Here is a 19,789-nt window from a genome sequence, read left to right on the forward strand (position 1 = left end):
CTCAGTGCCCCACGGCAAAGGCAATCGGCGCCGTGCGCGCCAGTCCGCCACGGCACTTGAGCACGCGCAACTGGGCCGGTCTGGCGTCGATGGCAATGCGCAACGCGGCCGGCGACGGGTTGATCGCCTCGCTCAGCGGGCGCCAGGCAAACGCCAGGGTCTGGCCGGTTTCTGCCGCTACCTGCAAACGCCGCAACGCACGGTCATCGGCCTTGTGCGGCCAGCACAGCACCGCGCCGCAACTGCCGGAACGCAGGCATTGTTCCGCCGCCCACAAGGCATCGCGTTCGCTGGCCTGAATCACCGACAACTGGCGCAGATCGACCCCGGCGTTCGCCCACGCCTGCGGGTACGGCACGAACGGTGGCGCCACCAGCACGATGCGCTCGCCCGCCGCCGACAGCCGCGCCAGCGTCGGCCACACCAGTTGCAACTCGCCAACCCCGGGGCCGGCCAGGAGGATTTCGCTCAGCGCCGCTTCCGGCCAGCCACCGCTGGGCAGTGCCGCATCCAGCGCGGCATGCCCGGTGGGTTGCGGGCTGGCCGCCGGTGGCGCAGGCCGGCCCTTCCAGACCTGGCCGCCATTGAACAGCGTATCGAGTGCAACGACGGCGCCCATCAGCCTTGCCTCACCAGACCGCAGAACACGCCTTCGATGGCCAGATCCTGATCGTCGCGCACGACAATCGGCTGGTACGCCGGGTTACGCGGCAGCAGGCGCACCGTAGCGCCGACACGCTCGAAGCGTTTGATCGTCACCTCACCGTCGAGTCGCGCCACCACGATCTGGCCGTTGAGCGCTTCGGGATTGCGCTTCACTCCAACCAGATCACCGTCGAGAATGCCGTCCTCGATCATCGAATCGCCCTGCACCCGCAGCATGTAGTCAGGAGTGCGGGAGAACAGCGCCGGGTCGAGCATCAAGCGGTTATGGATGTCGGCATCGGCACCGATCGGTGCACCGGCAGCCACCCGGCCGAGCACCGGAATGTCCAGCAGCTCCGGCCGCGCGGGTTGCCCGAGCAGGCGAATGCCCCGGGCCTGGTGCGGATTGACCTCGATATACCCGGCTTCGGTGAGCGCCAGCACGTGCTTGCGCGCCACGCTGCGCGAGGCAAAACCAAAAGCCTCGCTGATTTCAGCGAGGCTTGGGGGCTGACCGTGTTCGGCGATGCGTTCGCGGATAAAGGTCAGGATGGCGGTACGGCGGGGAGTCAGATTGGTCATGGAGTACATTTGTACTCTTTCGCATTTTTGCTGGCAATGACCGCCAGTCAGTTCAATCCACGCTCGGCCAGAAATGCCGAGATGTAATCGATGAATGCGACGACCTTGGCCGTGGCTCGCCGATGGCTCGGGTACACCGCGAGAATGTGCGGGCCGAAGCTGTCCGGGTCGATTTCATAATCAGCCATGACCCGCACCAGACGTCCGTCGGCAATGTACGGCGCGGCGCTCCACAGCGGTGTGTGCAGCAAGCCGCGTCCGGCCAATGCGCTGGCCAGCAGCAGGTCGTAATTGTCGCTGCGCAAGCGCGGCGCCGTCGGCTGTGGCAGGCTCAGCCGCTGGCCGTCGCGCTCGGCCCACCAGAACTCGCGGCTGAGCAACGGGTGCTGATACAGCAGCCATTCATGCTGTTCGAGGGTTTGTGGGGTGACCGGAAAACCCTTGCGCGCCAGATAGTCCGGGCTGCCGCACAAGGCCAGGCGATTGCTGCCGACCACCCGGGCGATCAGCCCCGGCAGGTCGTCATGGCCCTCGCGCAAGGCCAGGTCATAGCCGCTTTCCAGCAGATTGACGAACGCGTCGCACAGATCCACTTGCAGGCTGATCTGCGGGTATTGCTGCAAAAAGCCGTCACACACCTGATCGAGAAACGCCCGCCCGTACGCCAGCGGTGCGGTGATTTTCAGGCTGCCGCGCAGACCGTGCTGCAACTGCTCGATTTCCTCGCTGGCCTCCTCCAGTCGCTGCAACACCAGCCGCGCGGTTTCCAGATAAACCCGGCCGATTTCGGTGAGCAGAATCCGCCGCGTGCTGCGTTCGAACAGCCGCGCGCCAAGTTCCGACTCCAGATGATTGACCGCTTTGGTCAGGGCCGATGGGGTCTTGCCCAGTTGCTCCGCCGCGCGGCTGAAACTGCCGAGTTGCGCGGTAACCACGAACATTTTCAGTGCACCCAGCTTGTCCATGCTTTTTCCATTCAGGCAAAAACGTTTTTCGTGAGGGAGGCGTTCTGTCGGCCAGTGTCAGCCACTAATCTGGCCATCAGACGCAATAACAAGGAAATCTTCAATGAAAAGATTCATCCCGAGTCTGTTGGTGAGCGCTGTAAGTTTTGCCTCGATGGAAGCCATGGCCGCCACCGATCTGGTACTGGTCAACGGCATGATTTTCACCGCCGACCGCTCGCAACCAAAGGTGCAGGCGCTGGCCGTGGAAAACGGCAAGGTGCTGAAAGTCGGCAGCGATGCGCAGATCAAGGCGCTGATCGAACCCGGCACGCAGGTGATCGACCTCGGCGGCAAGACGCTGATGCCAGGCTTGATCGACAGCCATTCCCACGCGATTTTCGGTGGCCTGGAAATGGTCTCGGCCAACATGGAAGACGAAGTCGTCGCCCTCGACGAACTGGAAAAACGCTTGCGCGCCTGGCGTGACGACGGCAAGGCCAGACATGGCGATGTGCTGAGCATTGCCGGCATGAGTTCAGCGTACTGGGCGCAGGCCGAAGCGCTGGGCAAGACCTTCAACCACGGCGAATGGGCTGACGTGCCGGTGGTGTTCACCGGCAGCGATCACCACACCGCGTGGGCCAACAACGTGATGCTCAAGCGCGCCGGTATCGACGCGGCGTTGCTCAAGACCCTGCCCGCTGCGGAACAAGACACGATCGGCGCACTGGCCAGCGGCGAGCCCAACGGTTTTCTGGTCGATGCCGGTTGGGACCGGATGGCCGCGAAAATGCCGGTGCCGAGCCCGGCCGATATGCTCACCGCGGCCAAATCCGCCGTGCGTTTCAACAACAGCCTCGGCATCACCGCGTGGATGGACCCCGCCGCCAACGCCGCACCGGGCGAACCGGTCTTCGCCCTCAAACCCACTGAGAAAACCGTCGGCGTGCTGCCGGCCTACAAAGCGCTGTCGGAAAGCGGCGACATGAGCGTGCACGTCGCCGCGCTGCTGGTAGCCAACCCGAAAAGCCTGCCCGCCGACCTCGACACGCTGGATAAGGTGCGCCAGCAGTTTCAGGGCATCCCTAACCTGACCCTGCCCGGGGTCAAGATCTTCGCCGACGGCGTGATCGAGTACCCGGCGCAGAGCGCGGCGATGATCGACCCGTACAGCAACTCGCACAAACAGGGCGAACTGCTGATCGATCCAAAACATTTCGGCGAGCTGGTCAGCGCCATCGACCAGCGCGGCTGGCTGGTGCACATCCACGCCATCGGCGACCGTGCGGTGCGTGAATCACTCAATGGCATCGAACGTGCGCGCAAGGATCGGCAGAGCGGCATCACTCACTCGATCACGCACCTGCAGATGGTCAATCCGAAAGAGTTCGCCCGCTTCAAGCCGCTGAACGTGATCGCCTCGATGCAATTGCTGTGGGCCAGTGCCGATGACTACACCACCGACATGATCAAGCCCTACGTCAGCGCCCTCGCCTTCCGTTATCAATACCCGGCGCACTCGCTGCTGAAACAGGGCGCGACGATTGCCGGTGCCAGCGACTGGCCGGTGTCGTCGCCCAACCCGTTCAACGCCATGGCCCAGGCCATCACCCGCGTCGGCCCGCTGGGCGTGCTGAATGCCGACGAGCGTCTGGATCGCGAAAGCATGTTTTACGCCTATACCGCCAACGCGGCGCGAACCATAGGCCTGGACCAGCAGATCGGCTCACTGACGCCGGGCAAACAGGCTGATTTCATCGTGGTCGACCGCGACGTGTTCAGCGTCGACGAAAAAGCCCTGCATGACACCCAGGTGCTGCAAACCTGGTTTGGTGGGCGTCAGGTCTACACCGCCAGCCCATAACAACAGGATCCCCCCTCGCTTTTGTGGGAGGGGGCTTGCTCCCGAAGGCGTCCGGTCAGCAAACATTTCGATACCTGACCCATCGTCTTCGCGAGCAAGCCCGCTCCCACAGGGACTTTCACCCTACCCAAGCATTTCCACTGCATTTTCCAGCCCCTAAAACAATCACAACACCGGGACTTCACATGAAAGCCTTGCCCTTGCTCGCCCTGAGTTCCTTGAGCCTATTGCCCCTCAGCAGCTACGCGATCCCCCTGAACGACGATTTCGCCGTGCTGCTCGACCTAACCCTCGCCAGCGACTATCGCACCCGCGGCATCTCGCAAACCCAAAATGACCCGGCCGTGCAGGCCGGTCTGACCCTGGCCCATAGCAGCGGCCTGTACGTGGGTGCCTGGAGCTCCAACGTCGATTTTGGCGGTGGCCTGAAAACCCGGCAGGAAGTCGATTACTACGCCGGCTGGCTGTGGCAGGCCACCGAGGATGTCAGCCTCGATCTGGGTTACCTCAAGTACGCCTACCCCAGGGAAAGCCAGTTCAACCAGAGCGAGGTCTACGGGATTCTCGGTGTCTACGGGGTGAAGCTGGCGGCGTATTACTCCAGCGATGCGCCGGGGATCGACAGCAAGCAGAGCTCGCTCTACACCTATGTCGGTTATGAAACCGGGCTGCCATTCGATTCGGGGCTGAAACTGCGTTACGGCAACATGGACTTCAAGGACCCGCACCTGTACTCGGCGTCCGGGCATGGCGAGGACAGTTACCGTGAATGGGAGGTCAAGCTGACGCACAACCTGGCCGGGGTGGTGTTGGGCCTGAGCTATATCGATACCGATCTGTCGCAGAGCCAGTGCCTGAGCAACTGGGGGTTCAAGGATGTGTGCACGGCGACGGTGGTCGCGAGCGTGAGCAAATCCTTCTGACCCACCAAAGTACCCACTGTAGGAGTGAGCCTGCTCGCGATGGCGGTGTGGCATTCAACAACGATGTCGGCCGACCCACCGCTATCGCGAGCAGGCTCACTCCTACAGGGTTTTGCGTTGACATGAGTGTTTGTTACAGGATGTTTACGAATTTTTTACTATTGTTCTTCTACAGTTACGCGCGTTTCCGCGCGTGATCTATTCGAGTAGAGGAATGTCTGTAATGGCTTTGGGCAAAGGACTGCGTTTACCGTCCATCACTTCCACCCGGCTGGTGTTGCTGTTTTCCCTGGCACTGGTGGCGCTGTACAACCTGGCGACCTGGAAGGCGCTGGGTACGCTGATCACCCTGCAAGGTGCACACAAACTGGCGTTTTTCGCTTCGTTCGGCCTGTTCCTGTGGGCGGCGATCACCCTGCTGCTGACCCTCGTTTCGTTTCGCTGGACGCTGAAACCGGCGCTGACTGTGGTGGCCCTGCTCTCGGCCTGCGCTGCGTATTTCATGAACGAATACGGGATCACCATCGACACGGTGATGATCCAGAACGTGTTCGAAACCAACCCGGGCGAAGCCGCTGCGCTGTTCAACGGCAAGCTGCTGGCTTACGTGTTGCTGCTCGGCGTGCTGCCGGCGGCGCTGATCTGGCGTTGGCCGGTGAGTTATCGGCCGTTCTTCCGTGGCCTGCTCAACAAGCTGTTGGTGATCGCCGCCTGCGTGCTGCTGATCGGCGCCTCGGTGGGCGCGTTCTATTCGACCTACGCGCCGATCTTCCGCGAAGAAGACAAGCTCACCCACTTCATCAACCCGACCAACTACATTTACGCCATCAGCAAATACACCAAGCAGCGCCTGGGCATCAAAAAGCACTTTGTGGTGCAGGCCATCGGTGAAGACGCGGTGATGAGCGCCAAAGCGACCAGCCGCGAGAAGAAGTCGTTGATGGTGTTTGTGGTCGGCGAAACCGCCCGCGCCGATCATTTTTCGCTGAACGGCTATGCGCGCGAGACCAATCCCGAGCTGAGCAAACTGGACATCCTCAACTTCACCCAGGTGCACTCCTGTGGCACGTCCACGGCAGTGTCGGTGCCGTGCATGTTCTCGATGTTCCCGCGTGAGGACTACAGCGACAAGAAAGGCAAAACCTACGAAGGCCTGCTGGATATCCTGCAACGCGCCGGTGTGCAGGTGCTGTGGCTGGACAACAACAGCGACTGCAAGGGCACCTGCCTGCGCGTGCCGCACCGCGACATCGCGAAGAACCAGCCGGGGCCGTTCTGCGACGGCAACAACTGCCTCGATGAGGCGCTGCTGGCCGACCTGCAAAGCTACATCGACAGCCTCAAGGGCCACGCGATCATCGTGTTGCACGCCGACGGCAGCCACGGCCCGGAATACTACGAGCGTTATCCGCAAGCGCTCGAACGCTTCAAGCCGATCTGCCAAACCAACCAGTTGGGCAGTTGCAGCCGCGATGAACTGGTGAACGTGTACGACAACACGATCCTCTACACCGACCACTTCCTCGCCAAGGTCATCGAATTGCTCAAGCGTAATCAGGACACGCTGGATACCTCGATGCTGTATGTCTCCGACCACGGCGAATCGCTGGGTGAAAACGGTTTGTACCTGCATGCGGCGCCGTATGCATTGGCGCCGGAAGCGCAGACCCATGTGCCGATGGTGATGTGGTTTGGCAACAATACCCTGGCGCAACTGGGCATTGATCGCGATTGCCTGCAAGGCAAGACCGGGCAGCCGGACCTGAGCCATGACAACCTGTTTCATTCGGTGCTGGGGTTGTTTGAGGTGAAGACCGCGCTGTATCAGCCGGGGCTGGATGTGTTTCGCGGGTGCCGGCCAACCATGACGGCTGGGCAGTAACCCGGATATTGCACAAATCCCTGTGGGAGCGGGCTTGCTCGCGAAAGCGGTGGTTCAGTCAATATTGGTGGCGACTGATCCACCGCTTTCGCGAGCAAGCCCGCTCCCACAGTTGGTGGTGAACCTAAGAATCGAGTTGGGCCAAATAGTCCCACGGGTAGATCCCGCGTTGATGGCCGTCACTGAACACCAGTTGCACGCCGTAGCCCTGCGGGTTGATCTCGATCAGGCGAACACGCTCATCCACCAGCGGAGTCACACCTTTCAGGCGAAACGCGCGGCACTGCGAGCACGGGCACTGGCGGCGCAGTTCGGCGTGATTGAACAGTGATTCGCGGCCGTCCGGCCAGCTCAGGCGCAGCGTCCGCTGGCTCTGCGAATTGCCGACTGACAGCGGGTTCATTGCAACTGACTCAAGGCAATCCGCACTGCTTTGCGCACTTCCGGGTCGCCGTCATCCTGCGCCGCCTGCAACGCCGCCACCGCGCCGCGATCATGCAACTCACCGAGGGCCAGCGCGGCTTCCTTGCGCAGGTTGCTGATGCGATGGCCGAGGGTCTCGATCAAGGCGTCCAGCGCCGGTGCAAAACGCAAGCGACCGAGGCTGCGGGTAGCACGCAGGCGCACTTGCCAGTAGTCATCGCCGAGGGCTGCGATCAACGCCGGACCAGCGTCGCTGTGGCCGACCTTGCCCAGCGTCGTGGCCGCTTCTTCGCGCACTTGCCAGGCATCGTCCTGCAGCGCTTGACGCAAGGCTGGCAGCACGTCGGCGCCGGACGCCAGACCGAGGGCGCCGGTGGCGGCGCGGCGCACTTCGGTGTCCGGGTCGGCGCTGGCCAGTCGCGCCAACGCCGGCAGTGCGTCGAGCTGCTTGAGCCAGCCGAGCACACCGACGGCTTCGCGACGCACATTGGCATCGGCATCGCTCAATGCGGTGATAGCTGCCGGCGCGGCATCGGCAAAACGCAACTCGCGCAGAGCCCGAAACGCGGCGATTCGTACACTGACTTCGGCGTGATCGGTCCACGGCAGAATCACCCGGCCTGCCGCTTCGGTTTTGAGCAGACTCAGGCTTTGCGCGGCGGCCGCCTGCACGACCGGAGACGGATCGGTCAGCGCCCGGCACAGCGCAGCCACCACCGGTTCGTCCTCCCAGGCTTCCAGCAGCCGCGCGGCTTCGGCGCGGACTTCTTCGGCCGGATCTTCGCTCAGTCTTTCGACCAGCCACAGCAATCCGTCTGGCTCCTCCAGATCCGCCAGTTCGATCAGGGCAATACGTCGCACACCGGCATCGTCTGCGGTCAGACGCGGTTGCAGGGCGAGGATGTCGTCGTTATCGGTCACAGCAAAAAATGAGGTCATAGGGCAAATCGCGGCAAAGGGTTTTCGGGAGGCAGGCCGAGCGGGTTGAGGCGCGGCAGCGGGCGGGGGTTGTCGTGGCGCAGCAGGTCGAGGCAATGGCGCTTGAGGCGGGAGAATTCGGCGCTGGTCACCAGCTCAGTGGTGCGCGGGCGCGGGAAGTCCAGGCGCAGGTCTTCGATGATTCGCCCAGGGCGTGCGCTCATCACCAATAGCCGATCGGCGAGGAACAGCGCCTCGTCGATGTCGTGGGTGACGAACACCACGGTGGTGCGAATCCGTGTCCAGATGTCCAGCAGCAGTTCTTGCATGTTCAAGCGAGTCAAGGCATCCAGCGCGCCGAACGGCTCGTCCATCAGCAATAGACGCGGACGGTTGACCAGCACCCGGGCGATTTCCACCCGTTGCTGCATGCCGCCGGAAAGCTGATAGGGCCAGCGCTCGGCAAAACCGTCGAGGCCGACCAGTTTGAGCATTTCATCGGCCTCACGCTGGCGCTCGGTTTTGCCGATGCCGCGCATCTTCAGGCCGAAAGCCACGTTGTCGCGCACCGTGCGCCACGGAAACAGCGTGTGATGCTGGAACACCATGCCGCGTTGTGGCGACGGCCCGGACACCTCGCCGCCATCGACTTTGAGGCTGCCGGTATGGGCGCTCAAGTGTCCGGCGAGTGCGCCGAGCAAGGTCGATTTGCCGCAACCGGACGGGCCGAGAATGCACACGAACTGGCCCGGTTCGATCTGGCAATCCAGCCCCTGCACGGCTTCGAAGGCTTGCTGCCCCTCACCGAGAACGATCGACAACTGGCGAATATCGATTCGCCCTTCCGGGGTTTGCATTGCGCTCATCAGGCTTTTCCTCGTGGTCGATGCCAGGGCGTGAACAGCCCGCCCAGGCGCTTGATCAGCAGACTGCTGCCCATGCCCAGCACACCGATCAGCAGCATGCCGACGACGATGTCGGCGTAGTTCTGAATGGTGTAGGACTCCCAGGTGTAGTAGCCGATGCCGAACTGGCCGGAGATCATTTCCGCCGTAACCAGACAGAACCACGAGGTGCCCATGCCGATGGCGAGGCCAGTGATGATGCTCGGGGCGGCACCCGGCAAAATCACTTCCAGCAGGATCGCCCGGCGCCCTGCACCGAGGCTTTTTGCCGAGGCGATCAGCCGTGGGTCGACACCCTCCACCCCGTGCACGGTGTTGAGCAAAATCGGGAACAGCGCACCGGTGAAGGTGATGAACACCATCGACAGTTCCGAGGACGGGAACATCAGGATCGCCAGCGGAATCCACGCCACCGCCGGAATCGGCCGCAGTACTTCCAGCGGTGGCAGCAGCAGGTCTTCGGCCCATTTCGAGCGGCCGATGGCCAGGCCCAGGGCAATGCCGATGATCAATGCCGCGAGATAGCCAGCGAACACGCGGCCGAGGCTCGCGCTCAGGTGCTGCAGCAGCTTGCCGGAGTCGCCCAGGCCCAACGCCGCTTCGATCACCGCCAACGGGGTTGGCACGTTGGCGAAGGTGACCAGGCCGAGGTTCCAGTGGTGGCTCGCGGCGAGTTGCCAGAACAGCAGGCAGAGCGCTATGGAGGTTGCTCTGGTGATCCAGCGGGGTTTTGGGATTTTCATGAATCGGGTTTCCATGTTTGGAGCGGTGTGATGGCTGAGATCGCCCCCCTCACCCCAGCCCTCTCCCCCAGGGGGGCGAGGGGGAAAGGGAGCAGATCTTCAAGCCTTTCAAAATCTCGGTTCGGCTCGCTAGCGAGCAGATATTCATGATTTTCAAAAACTGAGTTCGGCTCGATATTTCAGGTCGGCTTAGCTCCCGCAAACACCTCGTTCAGTCCCCTCTCCCTCCAGGAGAGGGCTAGGGTGAGGGTGAGTTTTTGATCTTCAATTAGCGGGCAGCCACGGCCTGGGTCGTGGCGTCAGTAAAGTCGAAGACCTTGCCACCCTGCGCCGCCGCATATTGCTGGGCCTGGCCCTTGAGCAGAAACGCGCTCAAGCGGCCCTTGGCATCGCTGGCGAACCACGCCTGATCAGCAAGCAGCTTGATCCCGCTGTCACTGGCCTGGGCATACACCGCGCGGATGTTTTTGCCTTCCTGTTTCAGAGCGGCCAACGCGGTGAAGGCCGATTCGGCGGAGGCGTACTGGCGTACTTTGTCTTCGCCCCGCACCCAGATTTCGGCGACGTGGCTGAAGTCGGTGATGGCTTTGCCGGTCACCGCATCCAGCGCTTTCAACGGCGTTTGCGCGTAGTTGGCGAGTTGCGCGGTGTAGTCCAGATTCGAGGCCTTGAAGGCGGCGCGGATGTACTGATCATCGATGAAGGTGTTGAGGTCGAGGCCACGATCGGCCTTCTTCAGCAGCTTCAGGGTGTCGATCGCGGTGCCCACCGCCTGACGGTATTCCGGCTTCCAGCTCAGGTCGCGGGTCTGCACGCCAAGCGGGCCGTGGAACAGGTAGTTGACCTCGGCATCGACGCCGGTGACTTTGGCGATCAGCTCGCTGTACTTCTCAGGCTCAGCAGCCAGCAACTGATTGGCCTCGATGCTCGCCCGCAGGTAGGCGACGACGATTTCCGGGTATTTTTTCGCGTAGGCCTGATCCACCAGTGCACCGTGGAAAGTCGGCGCGTTGGCCTGAGCGCCGTCGTAAATCTTGCGGGCGAAACCACGGCTCGGGAACAGTTCGGCGAACGGCACGAAATCGGCGTGGGCGTCGATCTTGCCGGCCTGCAATGCAGAGCCTGCGACTTCCGGCGGCTGAGCGATGATGTTCACGTCTTTGAGCGGGTCCCAGCCCTGCTCCGCCACCGCGCGCAGCAACATGCCGTGGGCGGTCGAAGCGAATGGCACCGAGATGGTTTTGCCCTTGAGCTCACTCAGCGCCTGCACCCCGGACGCGCTCGGCACCACGATGCCGTTGCCGCTGCCCTTGATGCTGCCCGACAGCACGCTGATGAACAGGCTGTGCTTGCCGGCGGTTTCGAACGCCACCCCGTTGAACGCGCCGGGGAAATCGGCCATGGCGCCGAAGTCGAGTTTGCCGGCGACCATCTCGTTGGTCAGCGGCGCACCGCTGGTGAAGTTCTTCCACTGCACATCGTATTTCGCGTCTTTGTAGGCGCCGTCGTGCGGCAGGTATTTGTCGAGCAGGCCGAGTTCACGAATCAACAGGCCGCCGGCGGCGCAATTGATGGTGGTGTCCTGGGTGCCGATGGCGATGCGGATGGTTTCGGCCGAGGCCGACAGGGTCAATGAAGCCAGTACCAGACCGGCAATTGCTGCACGCAACATGGTGTGTTTCCCCTCGAATCATTTATTGGATGTTCGTCTCCGCCGCGATCAGGGCGGTGGGAAACGAGGGGGTCTGTAAATTAGCGTCCGGGGTTTCCGGGTAGCTTTAGGGTGTCGTAGATCTCTGTAGGAGTGAGCCTGCTCGCGATAGCGGTGTATTGGATGTCGATGTGTTGTCTGACACACCGCTATCGCGAGCAGGCTCACTCCTACAGGGGAAAGCGTTTAACGCAGGAGATAAGGGATGTCGACTTTGACGGCGCCAGTCGGACAATCCTTCTCACACGGCATGCAGTACCAGCATTCATCGAACGCCATGTAGGCCTTCTGTGTGGCCGGGTTGATCGCCAGCAGGTCCATCGGGCAGACATCGACGCACACGGTGCAGCCCTTTTCGGCGATGCATTTGTCCTCGTCCACAGTGACCGGGGCATTGGAGCGGAAGAAGATTTCCTGGGCTTGATAGGCCATGGTTCGGACTCTCTCTGGTGATGCATCAAGCGGCGAACGCGCCCACCCGCAAGCGGTCATAGGCCTGCATTTCTTCGGCATCGAGCGGGATGATGTACGGCTCGACGGGTTTCTTGAAACTGGTCATCCGGCCGTCTTCGCCCTTCTTCAAATGACAGTGGCAGAACCAATCACTGTCATTGCGCTGCGGGTGATCGACGCGGTAGTGGTACAGGCCCCAGCGGCTCTCGGCGCGGAACAGCGAGGCGCGCGCAGCCATTTCCGCGCAATCGCGGATCACACTGGTTTCCATCGCGCGCATCAGTTCGTGGGCGTTGTTGGCCTTCATCTGATCGAGGTCGCGTTCGATGTCGCTGAAGCGCTGCAAGCCGATCTGCATTTTTTTGGTCACTTTCGGCGGTTGCAGGTAGTCGTTGACGAAGCGCCGCAGCTTGTACTCGACCTGCGCCGGCGGCAGACCCTGTTCGCGATCCAGCGGCGCATAGACCCGCGCTTGTTCTTTCTCGATCTGCGCGGCATCCAGCGTCGAGAACTCGCGCCCGGCGACAAAATCCGCCGCGTTGTGCCCGGCAAACCAGCCGTAGGTGAACGCGCCGAGCATGTAGTTGTGCGGCACGGCGGCCATGTCACCCGCCGAGTACAAGCCTTTCACCGAGGTCTCGGCCCGCTCGTTGACCCACACCCCGGACGCCGAATGGCCGCTGCAAAAACCGATCTCCGAGATGTGCATCTCGACCATCTGCGTGCGGTAATCGGTGCCGCGATTGGCGTGGAACTGACCACGACTCGGGCGCTCGTTACTGTGCAAGATCTCTTCGATGTTCTGGATGGTTTCCTCGGCCAGGTGATCGAGTTTGAGGAACACCGGGCCGTTGCCGCTTTCCAGTTCCTGGTGAAACTCCCACATCATCTGCCCGCTCCAGTAGTCGCACTCGATGAAGCGTTCGCCCTTGTTGTTGGCGGTGTAGCCGCCCAGCGGGCCGGTGACATAGGCGCAGGCCGGGCCGTTGTAGTCCTTGATCAACGGGTTGATCTGGAAGCATTCGAGGTTGGCCAGCTCGGCCCCGGCGTGATAGGCCATGGCGTAGCCGTCGCCGGCGTTGGTCGGGTTTTCATAGGTGCCCATCAGGTAACCCGAGGACGGCAGACCGAGGCGACCGGCCGCGCCGCACGCAAGAATGACCGCTTTGGCCTTGATCACATGGAAATCGGCGCTGCGGCAATCGAAGCCCATCACCCCGTTGACCGCGCCCTCCTCGTCGGTGAGCAAACGGGTGCAGACCAGACGATTGGTGATGCTTACCCGCGCGCGTTTCAACTGGCGATAAAGCACCTTTTTGATGTCGTGCCCTTCTGGCATCGGCAGCACGTAGGCGCCCATGTGGTGGACTTTTTTCACCGCGTAATCGCCGGTCTCGTCCTTCTCGAACTTCACGCCCCAGCGATCCAGTTGCTCGATGGTTTCGAAGCTGTGAGTGGCGTAGGCATACACCGCCACCTGGTTGACGATACCGTCATTGGCAATGGTGATTTCCTTGGTGTACTGCTCCGGCGTCGAGTGCCCGGGGATGATCGCGTTGTTCAGGCCGTCCATGCCCATGCTGATCGCGCCGCTGCGTTTGACGTTGGCCTTGTCCACCAGCAGCACGCGCAAATCACGGTTCTTCTCTTTGGCCTTGATCGCCGCCATCGGCCCGGCAGTGCCGCCGCCGATCACGACGATGTCGTATTCCTGTTCCAAGGTGTTGCGCGTCATGCTTGCTCCCCTTTTTGCCGGTCGATCCGCAGGCGGTACTGGAACGCATCGCCACGGTAGTAAAGGTGTTCGAAGTCCAGCGGCTGGCCGTGGGCATCGTGGGTCAGACGCTCGATGCGCATGATCGGCGAGCCGGCTTCGACGTTCAGCGCCTGGGTCAAATCGCTGTCGGCCAGCACCGCGTCAATCGCCAGATCGGCGTGGCCGAGGGCGATGCCGCAGTCGTTTTCCAGAATCAGGAAGATGTCGCGAGTCACCAGATCGGCCTTCTCCAGCCGTTCGCCGACGGCTTTGGGCAGGTAGGTGATTTCCAGCGAGATCGGTTCGCGGTTGATCAGGCGTACGCGTTTGATCTGCGCCACGGTCTCGCCTTCGGCCACCTGCAAGCGCTCGGCGACACGTTTGTCGGCGGGGATGAATTTGAAACTGCGCAGGCGGTTAATCACCTCGTAACCGCGCCCGGTCATGGACTCGGCGAGGCCTTGCAGGCTGCTGACGTTCTGAAAGGTTTTCGGCTTGGCGACGAAGGTACCTTTGCCGTGGATCTTGAAGATCAGCCCTTCTTTCTGCAGATCGCCCAGCGCCTGGCGCACGGTGATGCGGCTGACTTTGAACAGCGTGCCGAGTTCGCTTTCGGACGGCATCTGGCTGTCTTGCGGGTATTCGCCGTCGAGAATGCGTGCGCGCAGGACGTCGCGCAGTTGGGTGTGCAATGGGACGCTACTGAGGGACAGGACGTTATCGGTCATCAGGGATCACTTGTTATAACGAGTTATGACGTGATCTTAGAGACGTTATGACAAGCTTGAGAAATATTGTTTGGGCATAACCTTAGACACGACGACACACAGACCCTTGTGGGAGGGGGCTTGCTCCCGAAGGCGGTGTGTCAGGCGATGGAAATACCAGCAATGCCGGCCTCTTCGGGAGCAAGCCCCCTCCCACAAGGAAATGGTGTTGTGGTCTGGAGGATCAGTGCCGTTTGAGGATCTGGTCCATCACCCAATCGGTTTTGAGGGCTTGTTCGGCGACGGCCGGATGCTGCGAATCGCCACGAATATGCGCATTCATGCCCAGCACGTGATGCCACTGAATGTGCTCGTGATGGGGGATTTCCAGGCTGATCTGCTCATCGGCGAACAGCTGCACCGGATGCTCGTCAAACACGGAGAACGCAATGCGCCCCTGACTGCCGATAATCTCCACCCGGTCCTCACGCCGATCCGCAACAAAGCTCCAGCATCCCATGCCCAGCGCTCCAGAGGCGAACCGCCAACTGGCGCTGACCGCGTCTTCCGCCGCATACAAACCGGCCTGACGCGCAGTGAAACCGGCGACTTCGACGATATCGCCGAGCAGGTACTGGAACAGGTCAAAACCGTGGCTGGCCAGATCGGCAAAGTAGCCTCCGCCGGCCACGCTCGGGTCGGTTCGCCAGTTGGCGCTGCCGTCCAGATCCGCCGCCGAGGGGGCCTTGGTCAGCGTCCAGCTCAGGTGCCGCACCTCGCCGATGCGGCCCTGCGCCAGCCATTGCCGAACCTGGGCAAAGCGCGGCAACGAACGGCGGTAGTACGACACGAACAAGTGCAGACCGGCGTCGGCAAACGCCTGCTGCATTTCGCGGCTTTGTCCGGCGTTGAGCGCCATCGGTTTCTCGACACAGCAGTGCTTGCCGGCGGCGGCGACTTTCAGGCTGTAGGCGTAGTGGCTGTCGGGTGGCGTGGCGATGTACACCGCGTCCACCTCGGGATCGTTGATCAGCGCATCGACATCGGTGTAGGCCCGGGCGATACCGTGGCGCGCCGCGTAATCGTTCACCGCTTCAAGGCGGCGGCCCATCACCGCCACCAACGCCGAACCGGGCGCCTTGTAAAAGGCCGGCCCGCTCTTGCGTTCAGTGACGCTGCCGCAACCGATCATGCCCCACCGCACCACATCCATGCTCAACTCCCTGTGTTTGAAACACTCAGCCGATGCGCAACGCGCGCAGATTGAGGTGGCCGTCCTTCAGCGGCGGGCACCAGTAGTAGCCGCCAGTGATCGGTCGGCTGATGCGATACAGACCGTCAGTGATGCCGTCTTCCAGACCGCTCATACGCCGCAGTTGGGCCTCGAAGGCGTCCAGCGAAAAACCGAAGGCGAGGAACATCAGGCCGGCGCGATCACCGTCGATCCACGGCATCGAACGGCGCACGACGAACGCTTCGGGGGCGAAGCTTTCCTGGGCGGTACGTTTGACGTGGGCGGAGACTGGCGCGTCGTCAATCTCTTCGTTGTCGCTGAGGCGACGGCCCATGATGTTGTCCTTGTCGTCGGCGGACAGCTTATGGAACCCCTTGAGGTCGTGCTGCCACTGCTGGATCGCGGCGAAGCTGCCACCGACCAGACCATCAGCGCCCTCGCCCAGCAACGCGGCGGCAATCGCGGCGTCATCGTGCGGATTCTCGGTGCCGTCTTCGTAGCCGGTCAGGTCATGGCCGTCCTTGTGGCGGAAGGCTTCCTGCATGTCTACCAGGCGCAGCGCCGGGGCCAGCGCGGCTTCGAAAGCGTGGCTGCGATTGAGCAGTTCGCCACGGTCGACCCCGTGCAGCCAGACCCACAGCGCGTGCTGGGTCGACGGGTTTTCCACGCCGACGCCGCTCATGGCCGGAAAGCTGCGCAGACCGTCGATCTGCACGTTCAGGGCTTTGGTCAGGGATTCACCGAAACCGATCACAGCCGACTTGCCGTCCACCAGATTCATCAGGTTGTCGATCGCCTGCGGCAGTGCTTCAACCGACGCAAGGGCAAAAAACAGGTGACGTGCTTGCGCAGGAACAGGGGTGGCGAGAATGCCCGGCTGGTAGTAACTCATGTGAACTCCTTGGGAAAGTGCGCGGGAGTTTACCTGTGGCCGGAGGGTTTGTGTGGGTTTGGAGAATGCTAAAAACCCCTCACCCTAACCCTCTCCCAGAGGGAGAGGGAACTGAACGGGGGAAGCTGTAGAGATATGCCGACTTGAAAATGATGTACCGAATCCATAATCGACAAAAATCTTTCAGGTCGATGTATGACGCGACACACCTCGGTCGGCCCCCTCTCCCTCCGGGAGAGGGCTGGGGTGAGGGTTTGTGTCATGCCGCCACGCACTCGGGCTCATCCCGGTCCAGCGCTTGAACGCCCGGCGAAAACTGCGCACGTCGCTGTAGCCAACCTCTTCGGTGATACGTTCAATCGGCATCTCAGGATTGGCCAGCAGACTCATGGTCCGCGCCTGACGCACCTGTTCCAGCAGCGCTTCAAAGGTCAGCGCATGCTCGGTCAAACGGCGGCGCAGGGTGCGGCTGCTCATGTTCAGGTCGCCGGCGATTTTTTCGATATGGCTGCCTCTGCTCAAGTCCCGGGCAATCGCCCGCTCCACTGCTTGAATCAGATCGAGTTTCTGATGCACCTGCGCCGCTTCCAGCTCCAGCAACGCAACCGCCTGACGCAGCGCCAGCGAATGGTGATTGGGCAGGTTGACGTCCAGCCATCGGGCATCGATCAGCATGCGATTGTGCAGACAGCCGAAGCGCACATCGGGCCCGAGCAAGCGGTGGTATTCGCTCAGATAATCCGGTGCAGCGTGCACAAACTCCACGGCGATCGCCTTGAACTCATGGCCCGCCAAGGCCCGGCCGTACACCAGCAGGCTGGCGAAAAACTCTTCGACCGCGAACACCTGCACATCGGCAAACGGTAAGCGACATTCGGCATCGAGGTGCACCTGATCGCCGATCACATCGACGCTGGACACCACGATTCCGCCGGAGGTGTGCTGGTGGCGGATGCCGAGGGCAAAGGCATCGCGCAAGGTCTTGCATAGCGACAGTACGTGGCCGAGCAGCCCCAGCGTACCCAACACATTCTGCGCGCCGACCCACAGCCCCAGGCCCTGATTTGGCAGTACTTTGAGCGCACGCTGGATCATCGCCACGGCCTGGCGGTAGGAAATCCGCTGCGCCGGATCCTGCAGATCTTCAAGGGTGAAACCCAGGCCACGACACAGGCTTTCAGGGTCGATGCCTTTGTTGTGCACGACTTCAGCGAGGGTTTGCAGGAGAAACGGCGAGACCAGCGCCAATTCAAAAGTGGGGTCTTGGACTTTTACGTTCATGGGGGCTGACATTCCGGATCACGCTTGATTGTTATTTTTGTAACCGGTTATGTCGAAAGAAGTTAGCACAGGGTTGGCCGACTGTCCGCAGAAGTCCCCCTAACTGTCCGCCAATACCCTGCCCCGGCGGGCGCCAAGCGCTTATTTCTATGGTGCCGGACGTTCTGCGTACCGGCGCCACGTCCCACCACAATAATAATGAGGACAGCCATGAGCCCGAACCGCGCCACTTTCCCCTTGCGTCTGGCACTGACTTTGCTCGGATGCACCGCGTCCCTGCCGGCCCTGGCCACCGAAGCCGGCGTCGACAACATCGGCCCCGGCACCGACGGATTCTTCATGCTGCCGCTGGAAGTCGACAGCCTTCCGCAGAACATGGTCGCGTTCAACCTCTACTACAACCATTACAAGTCGACCAAGCTCAACATCAGCTCGTTGGGCGGCAAGGTGCCGAATGTCGAAATCGAATCCACGGCGGTGATCCCGCGTATTGATTACCTGAGCCCGGTGCGCGTGTTCGGCGGACGTCTGGCCGGCTACATCGCCCAGCCCTGGCTGAAGCAGGAAGTCTCGGTATTCGGCCTCAGCGATACCCGCGAAGGCATGGGCGACACCACCGTTGCGCCGATCATCCTGTGGGACATGGGCAAGAACCTGACCCTGGGTGCTGCCGTGGAGATCACCGTGCCCACCGGCGAATACAGCGTCGATCGGCTGGCCAACACCAGCAACAATTTCTACACCTACAAGCCGCTGTTCTCCTTCACCTGGCTGCCGACCGACAAGACCGAAGTGTCGATGAAGACCACTTACAGCTTCAACGAGAAGAACAAGGACACCGACTACAAGTCCGGGCAGATCTTCCACTTCGATTACTCGGCCAGCTACAAGATCACCGACGATGTGATGCTCGGCCTTAACGGCTATTACCTCAAGCAGACCACCGACGACAAACAGTACGGCCACACCGTGCAGTTCGCCGGGCAGGATGTGGACGACGGCGTGCGCGGCCAGGTATTCGCGATCGGCCCGGCGTTGCATTTCACCTTTCTCAAATACGCCAGCGCGGAGATTCGCTGGGCCAAGGAGTTTGACGTGGAGAACCGGCCGGAAGGCGACATGCTCTGGGCCAAGGTCAGCATCCCCTACGCCTTCTGACCTGCGCCGCCATGCCATGTGGGAGCGGGCTTGCTCGCGAAAGCGCCGTGTCAGGCAACGTATTGGTTACTGACAGATTGCTTTCGCGAGCAAGCCCGCTCCCACAGGTGTGATGAAGCCTACAGACCCCGTGGAAATGCCCACTTGATCCACGGAAACGTCTGACTGCGTTATCGCTCGCACCAATGGATACTTCGCACTTCGTCTTGCCAGTGACGACAGCGAGCCACATCCCCCTTAGACTGCTTCACATTGATCATGGAGGTCACTATGAGCGCCGAACTTTCCCTTATCGTTTCAGACTTTGAAACCCCAGAGCAGGCCGCCAGCTACGATCGCTGGTTCCGGGCACAGGTACAGTCCTCGATGGATGATCCGCGGCCCAACATCCCCCACGAGCAGGTGATGGCCGAGATGCGCGCCCTCATCGAATCGAAACTCAACAAAAACAGTGCGGGTTGACTGGCGACCTGAAGCTCGCACTCAACTCTGGCAAACCCTGAACTACATCGCTGACCGTAACGCCGTTGCGGCCAGTCAACTGAACGCCGCCATCGAAGCGGCTATCTCCGCCCTCCCACTTCACCCCTACCTTTATCGCTTCGGCAAGGTCGCCGGCACCCGGGAAATCGTTATCCATCCCAACTACGTCGTGGTTTATCGGGTGACCGAGCGGATCGAAATCCTGAACGTATTGCATGCTCGACAAGGGTATCCCTGAACCTTCCCGCCTACACAAAAAAAGGGCGACCAACCGGTCGCCCA

Annotated in this window: 20 protein-coding genes; 6 read left to right on the forward strand and 14 right to left on the reverse strand. The window is 61.6% G+C overall.

Features of this window, described 5'->3' with window-relative positions; translation table 11 throughout:
- Position 1: 1 nt before the first annotated feature.
- The 3 genes from imuA to M0808_RS16305 are packed head-to-tail and all read right to left on the reverse strand — an operon-like array spanning position 2 to position 2,192.
- A complete protein-coding gene (imuA, locus tag M0808_RS16295) occupies positions 2–619 on the reverse strand; it encodes a translesion DNA synthesis-associated protein ImuA (protein WP_007968686.1) in 618 nt (205 codons plus the stop codon).
- Entirely contained in the window at positions 619–1,236 is a 618-nt protein-coding gene (lexA, locus tag M0808_RS16300) for a transcriptional repressor LexA (protein WP_247841869.1), read from the reverse strand. Before lexA ends, imuA begins: the two co-directional genes overlap by 1 nt.
- A 38-nt stretch (positions 1,237–1,274) precedes the next feature.
- Complete coding sequence (locus M0808_RS16305) at positions 1,275–2,192, reverse strand: LysR family transcriptional regulator (protein ID WP_247841870.1); 918 nt, start codon at positions 2,190–2,192, stop codon at positions 1,275–1,277.
- 103 nt (positions 2,193–2,295) lie between these two features.
- On the opposite strand from M0808_RS16305, the gene M0808_RS16310 reads away from it, so the two are divergent.
- From M0808_RS16310 to M0808_RS16320, 3 genes are all read left to right on the forward strand, one after another.
- Positions 2,296–4,038: an amidohydrolase gene (locus M0808_RS16310; protein ID WP_247841871.1), complete on the forward strand. Its 1,743-nt coding sequence runs from the start codon at positions 2,296–2,298 to the stop codon at positions 4,036–4,038.
- 185 nt (positions 4,039–4,223) lie between these two features.
- A complete protein-coding gene (locus tag M0808_RS16315) occupies positions 4,224–4,961 on the forward strand; it encodes a TorF family putative porin (RefSeq protein ID WP_247841872.1) in 738 nt (245 codons plus the stop codon).
- A gap of 223 nt (positions 4,962–5,184) precedes the next feature.
- Positions 5,185–6,843: a phosphoethanolamine--lipid A transferase gene (locus M0808_RS16320; RefSeq protein WP_247841873.1), complete on the forward strand. Its 1,659-nt coding sequence runs from the start codon at positions 5,185–5,187 to the stop codon at positions 6,841–6,843.
- Positions 6,844–6,967: 124 nt separating this feature from the next.
- Here the strand turns inward: M0808_RS16320 and M0808_RS16325 are convergent, their stop codons facing one another.
- From M0808_RS16325 to M0808_RS16375, 11 genes are all read right to left on the reverse strand, one after another.
- Positions 6,968–7,246, reverse strand: coding sequence for a DUF971 domain-containing protein (locus M0808_RS16325; RefSeq protein ID WP_135295945.1), 279 nt, complete (start codon positions 7,244–7,246; stop codon positions 6,968–6,970).
- Positions 7,243–8,205, reverse strand: coding sequence for a HEAT repeat domain-containing protein (locus tag M0808_RS16330; RefSeq protein WP_247841874.1), 963 nt, complete (start codon positions 8,203–8,205; stop codon positions 7,243–7,245). The genes M0808_RS16325 and M0808_RS16330 overlap by 4 nt, the downstream gene beginning before the upstream one ends.
- Positions 8,202–9,050, reverse strand: a complete 849-nt coding sequence (locus tag M0808_RS16335; protein WP_247841875.1) for an ABC transporter ATP-binding protein — start codon at positions 9,048–9,050, stop codon at positions 8,202–8,204. The genes M0808_RS16330 and M0808_RS16335 overlap by 4 nt, the downstream gene beginning before the upstream one ends.
- Positions 9,050–9,832, reverse strand: coding sequence for an ABC transporter permease (locus tag M0808_RS16340; protein WP_134786556.1), 783 nt, complete (start codon positions 9,830–9,832; stop codon positions 9,050–9,052). Before M0808_RS16340 ends, M0808_RS16335 begins: the two co-directional genes overlap by 1 nt.
- A gap of 268 nt (positions 9,833–10,100) precedes the next feature.
- Positions 10,101–11,504: an ABC transporter substrate-binding protein gene (locus tag M0808_RS16345; protein WP_247841876.1), complete on the reverse strand. Its 1,404-nt coding sequence runs from the start codon at positions 11,502–11,504 to the stop codon at positions 10,101–10,103.
- Between the two features lie 225 nt (positions 11,505–11,729).
- The gene (locus M0808_RS16350; RefSeq protein ID WP_003225615.1) at positions 11,730–11,975 is read right to left on the reverse strand and encodes a ferredoxin family protein; all 246 of its coding nucleotides are present in this window, start codon (positions 11,973–11,975) and stop codon (positions 11,730–11,732) included.
- Between the two features lie 25 nt (positions 11,976–12,000).
- On the reverse strand, positions 12,001–13,731 hold the full coding sequence (locus M0808_RS16355; protein WP_247841877.1) for a fumarate reductase/succinate dehydrogenase flavoprotein subunit: 1,731 nt from the start codon (positions 13,729–13,731) through the stop codon (positions 12,001–12,003).
- Positions 13,728–14,480, reverse strand: coding sequence for a GntR family transcriptional regulator (locus M0808_RS16360; RefSeq protein WP_247841878.1), 753 nt, complete (start codon positions 14,478–14,480; stop codon positions 13,728–13,730). Before M0808_RS16360 ends, M0808_RS16355 begins: the two co-directional genes overlap by 4 nt.
- A gap of 223 nt (positions 14,481–14,703) precedes the next feature.
- Positions 14,704–15,672: a Gfo/Idh/MocA family oxidoreductase gene (locus M0808_RS16365; RefSeq protein WP_247841879.1), complete on the reverse strand. Its 969-nt coding sequence runs from the start codon at positions 15,670–15,672 to the stop codon at positions 14,704–14,706.
- Between the two features lie 25 nt (positions 15,673–15,697).
- A complete protein-coding gene (locus tag M0808_RS16370) occupies positions 15,698–16,585 on the reverse strand; it encodes a Dyp-type peroxidase (RefSeq protein ID WP_247841880.1) in 888 nt (295 codons plus the stop codon).
- A 183-nt stretch (positions 16,586–16,768) separates the two neighbouring features.
- Positions 16,769–17,866 (reverse strand): AraC family transcriptional regulator, encoded by a 1,098-nt coding sequence (locus tag M0808_RS16375; protein ID WP_247841881.1) that lies wholly within the window; start codon positions 17,864–17,866, stop codon positions 16,769–16,771.
- 210 nt (positions 17,867–18,076) lie between these two features.
- On the opposite strand from M0808_RS16375, the gene M0808_RS16380 reads away from it, so the two are divergent.
- From M0808_RS16380 to M0808_RS16390, 3 genes are all read left to right on the forward strand, one after another.
- Positions 18,077–19,024, forward strand: a complete 948-nt coding sequence (locus M0808_RS16380; protein WP_247841882.1) for a transporter — start codon at positions 18,077–18,079, stop codon at positions 19,022–19,024.
- 270 nt (positions 19,025–19,294) lie between these two features.
- Entirely contained in the window at positions 19,295–19,486 is a 192-nt protein-coding gene (locus tag M0808_RS16385; RefSeq protein ID WP_139053738.1) for an antitoxin, read from the forward strand.
- The gene (locus M0808_RS16390; RefSeq protein ID WP_098964236.1) at positions 19,476–19,745 is read left to right on the forward strand and encodes a type II toxin-antitoxin system RelE/ParE family toxin; all 270 of its coding nucleotides are present in this window, start codon (positions 19,476–19,478) and stop codon (positions 19,743–19,745) included. The genes M0808_RS16385 and M0808_RS16390 overlap by 11 nt, the downstream gene beginning before the upstream one ends.
- Positions 19,746–19,789: the final 44 nt, after the last annotated feature.

This window comes from Pseudomonas sp. MWU12-3103b (genome assembly GCF_023100615.1).
GTDB lineage: Bacteria > Pseudomonadota > Gammaproteobacteria > Pseudomonadales > Pseudomonadaceae > Aquipseudomonas > Aquipseudomonas putida_A.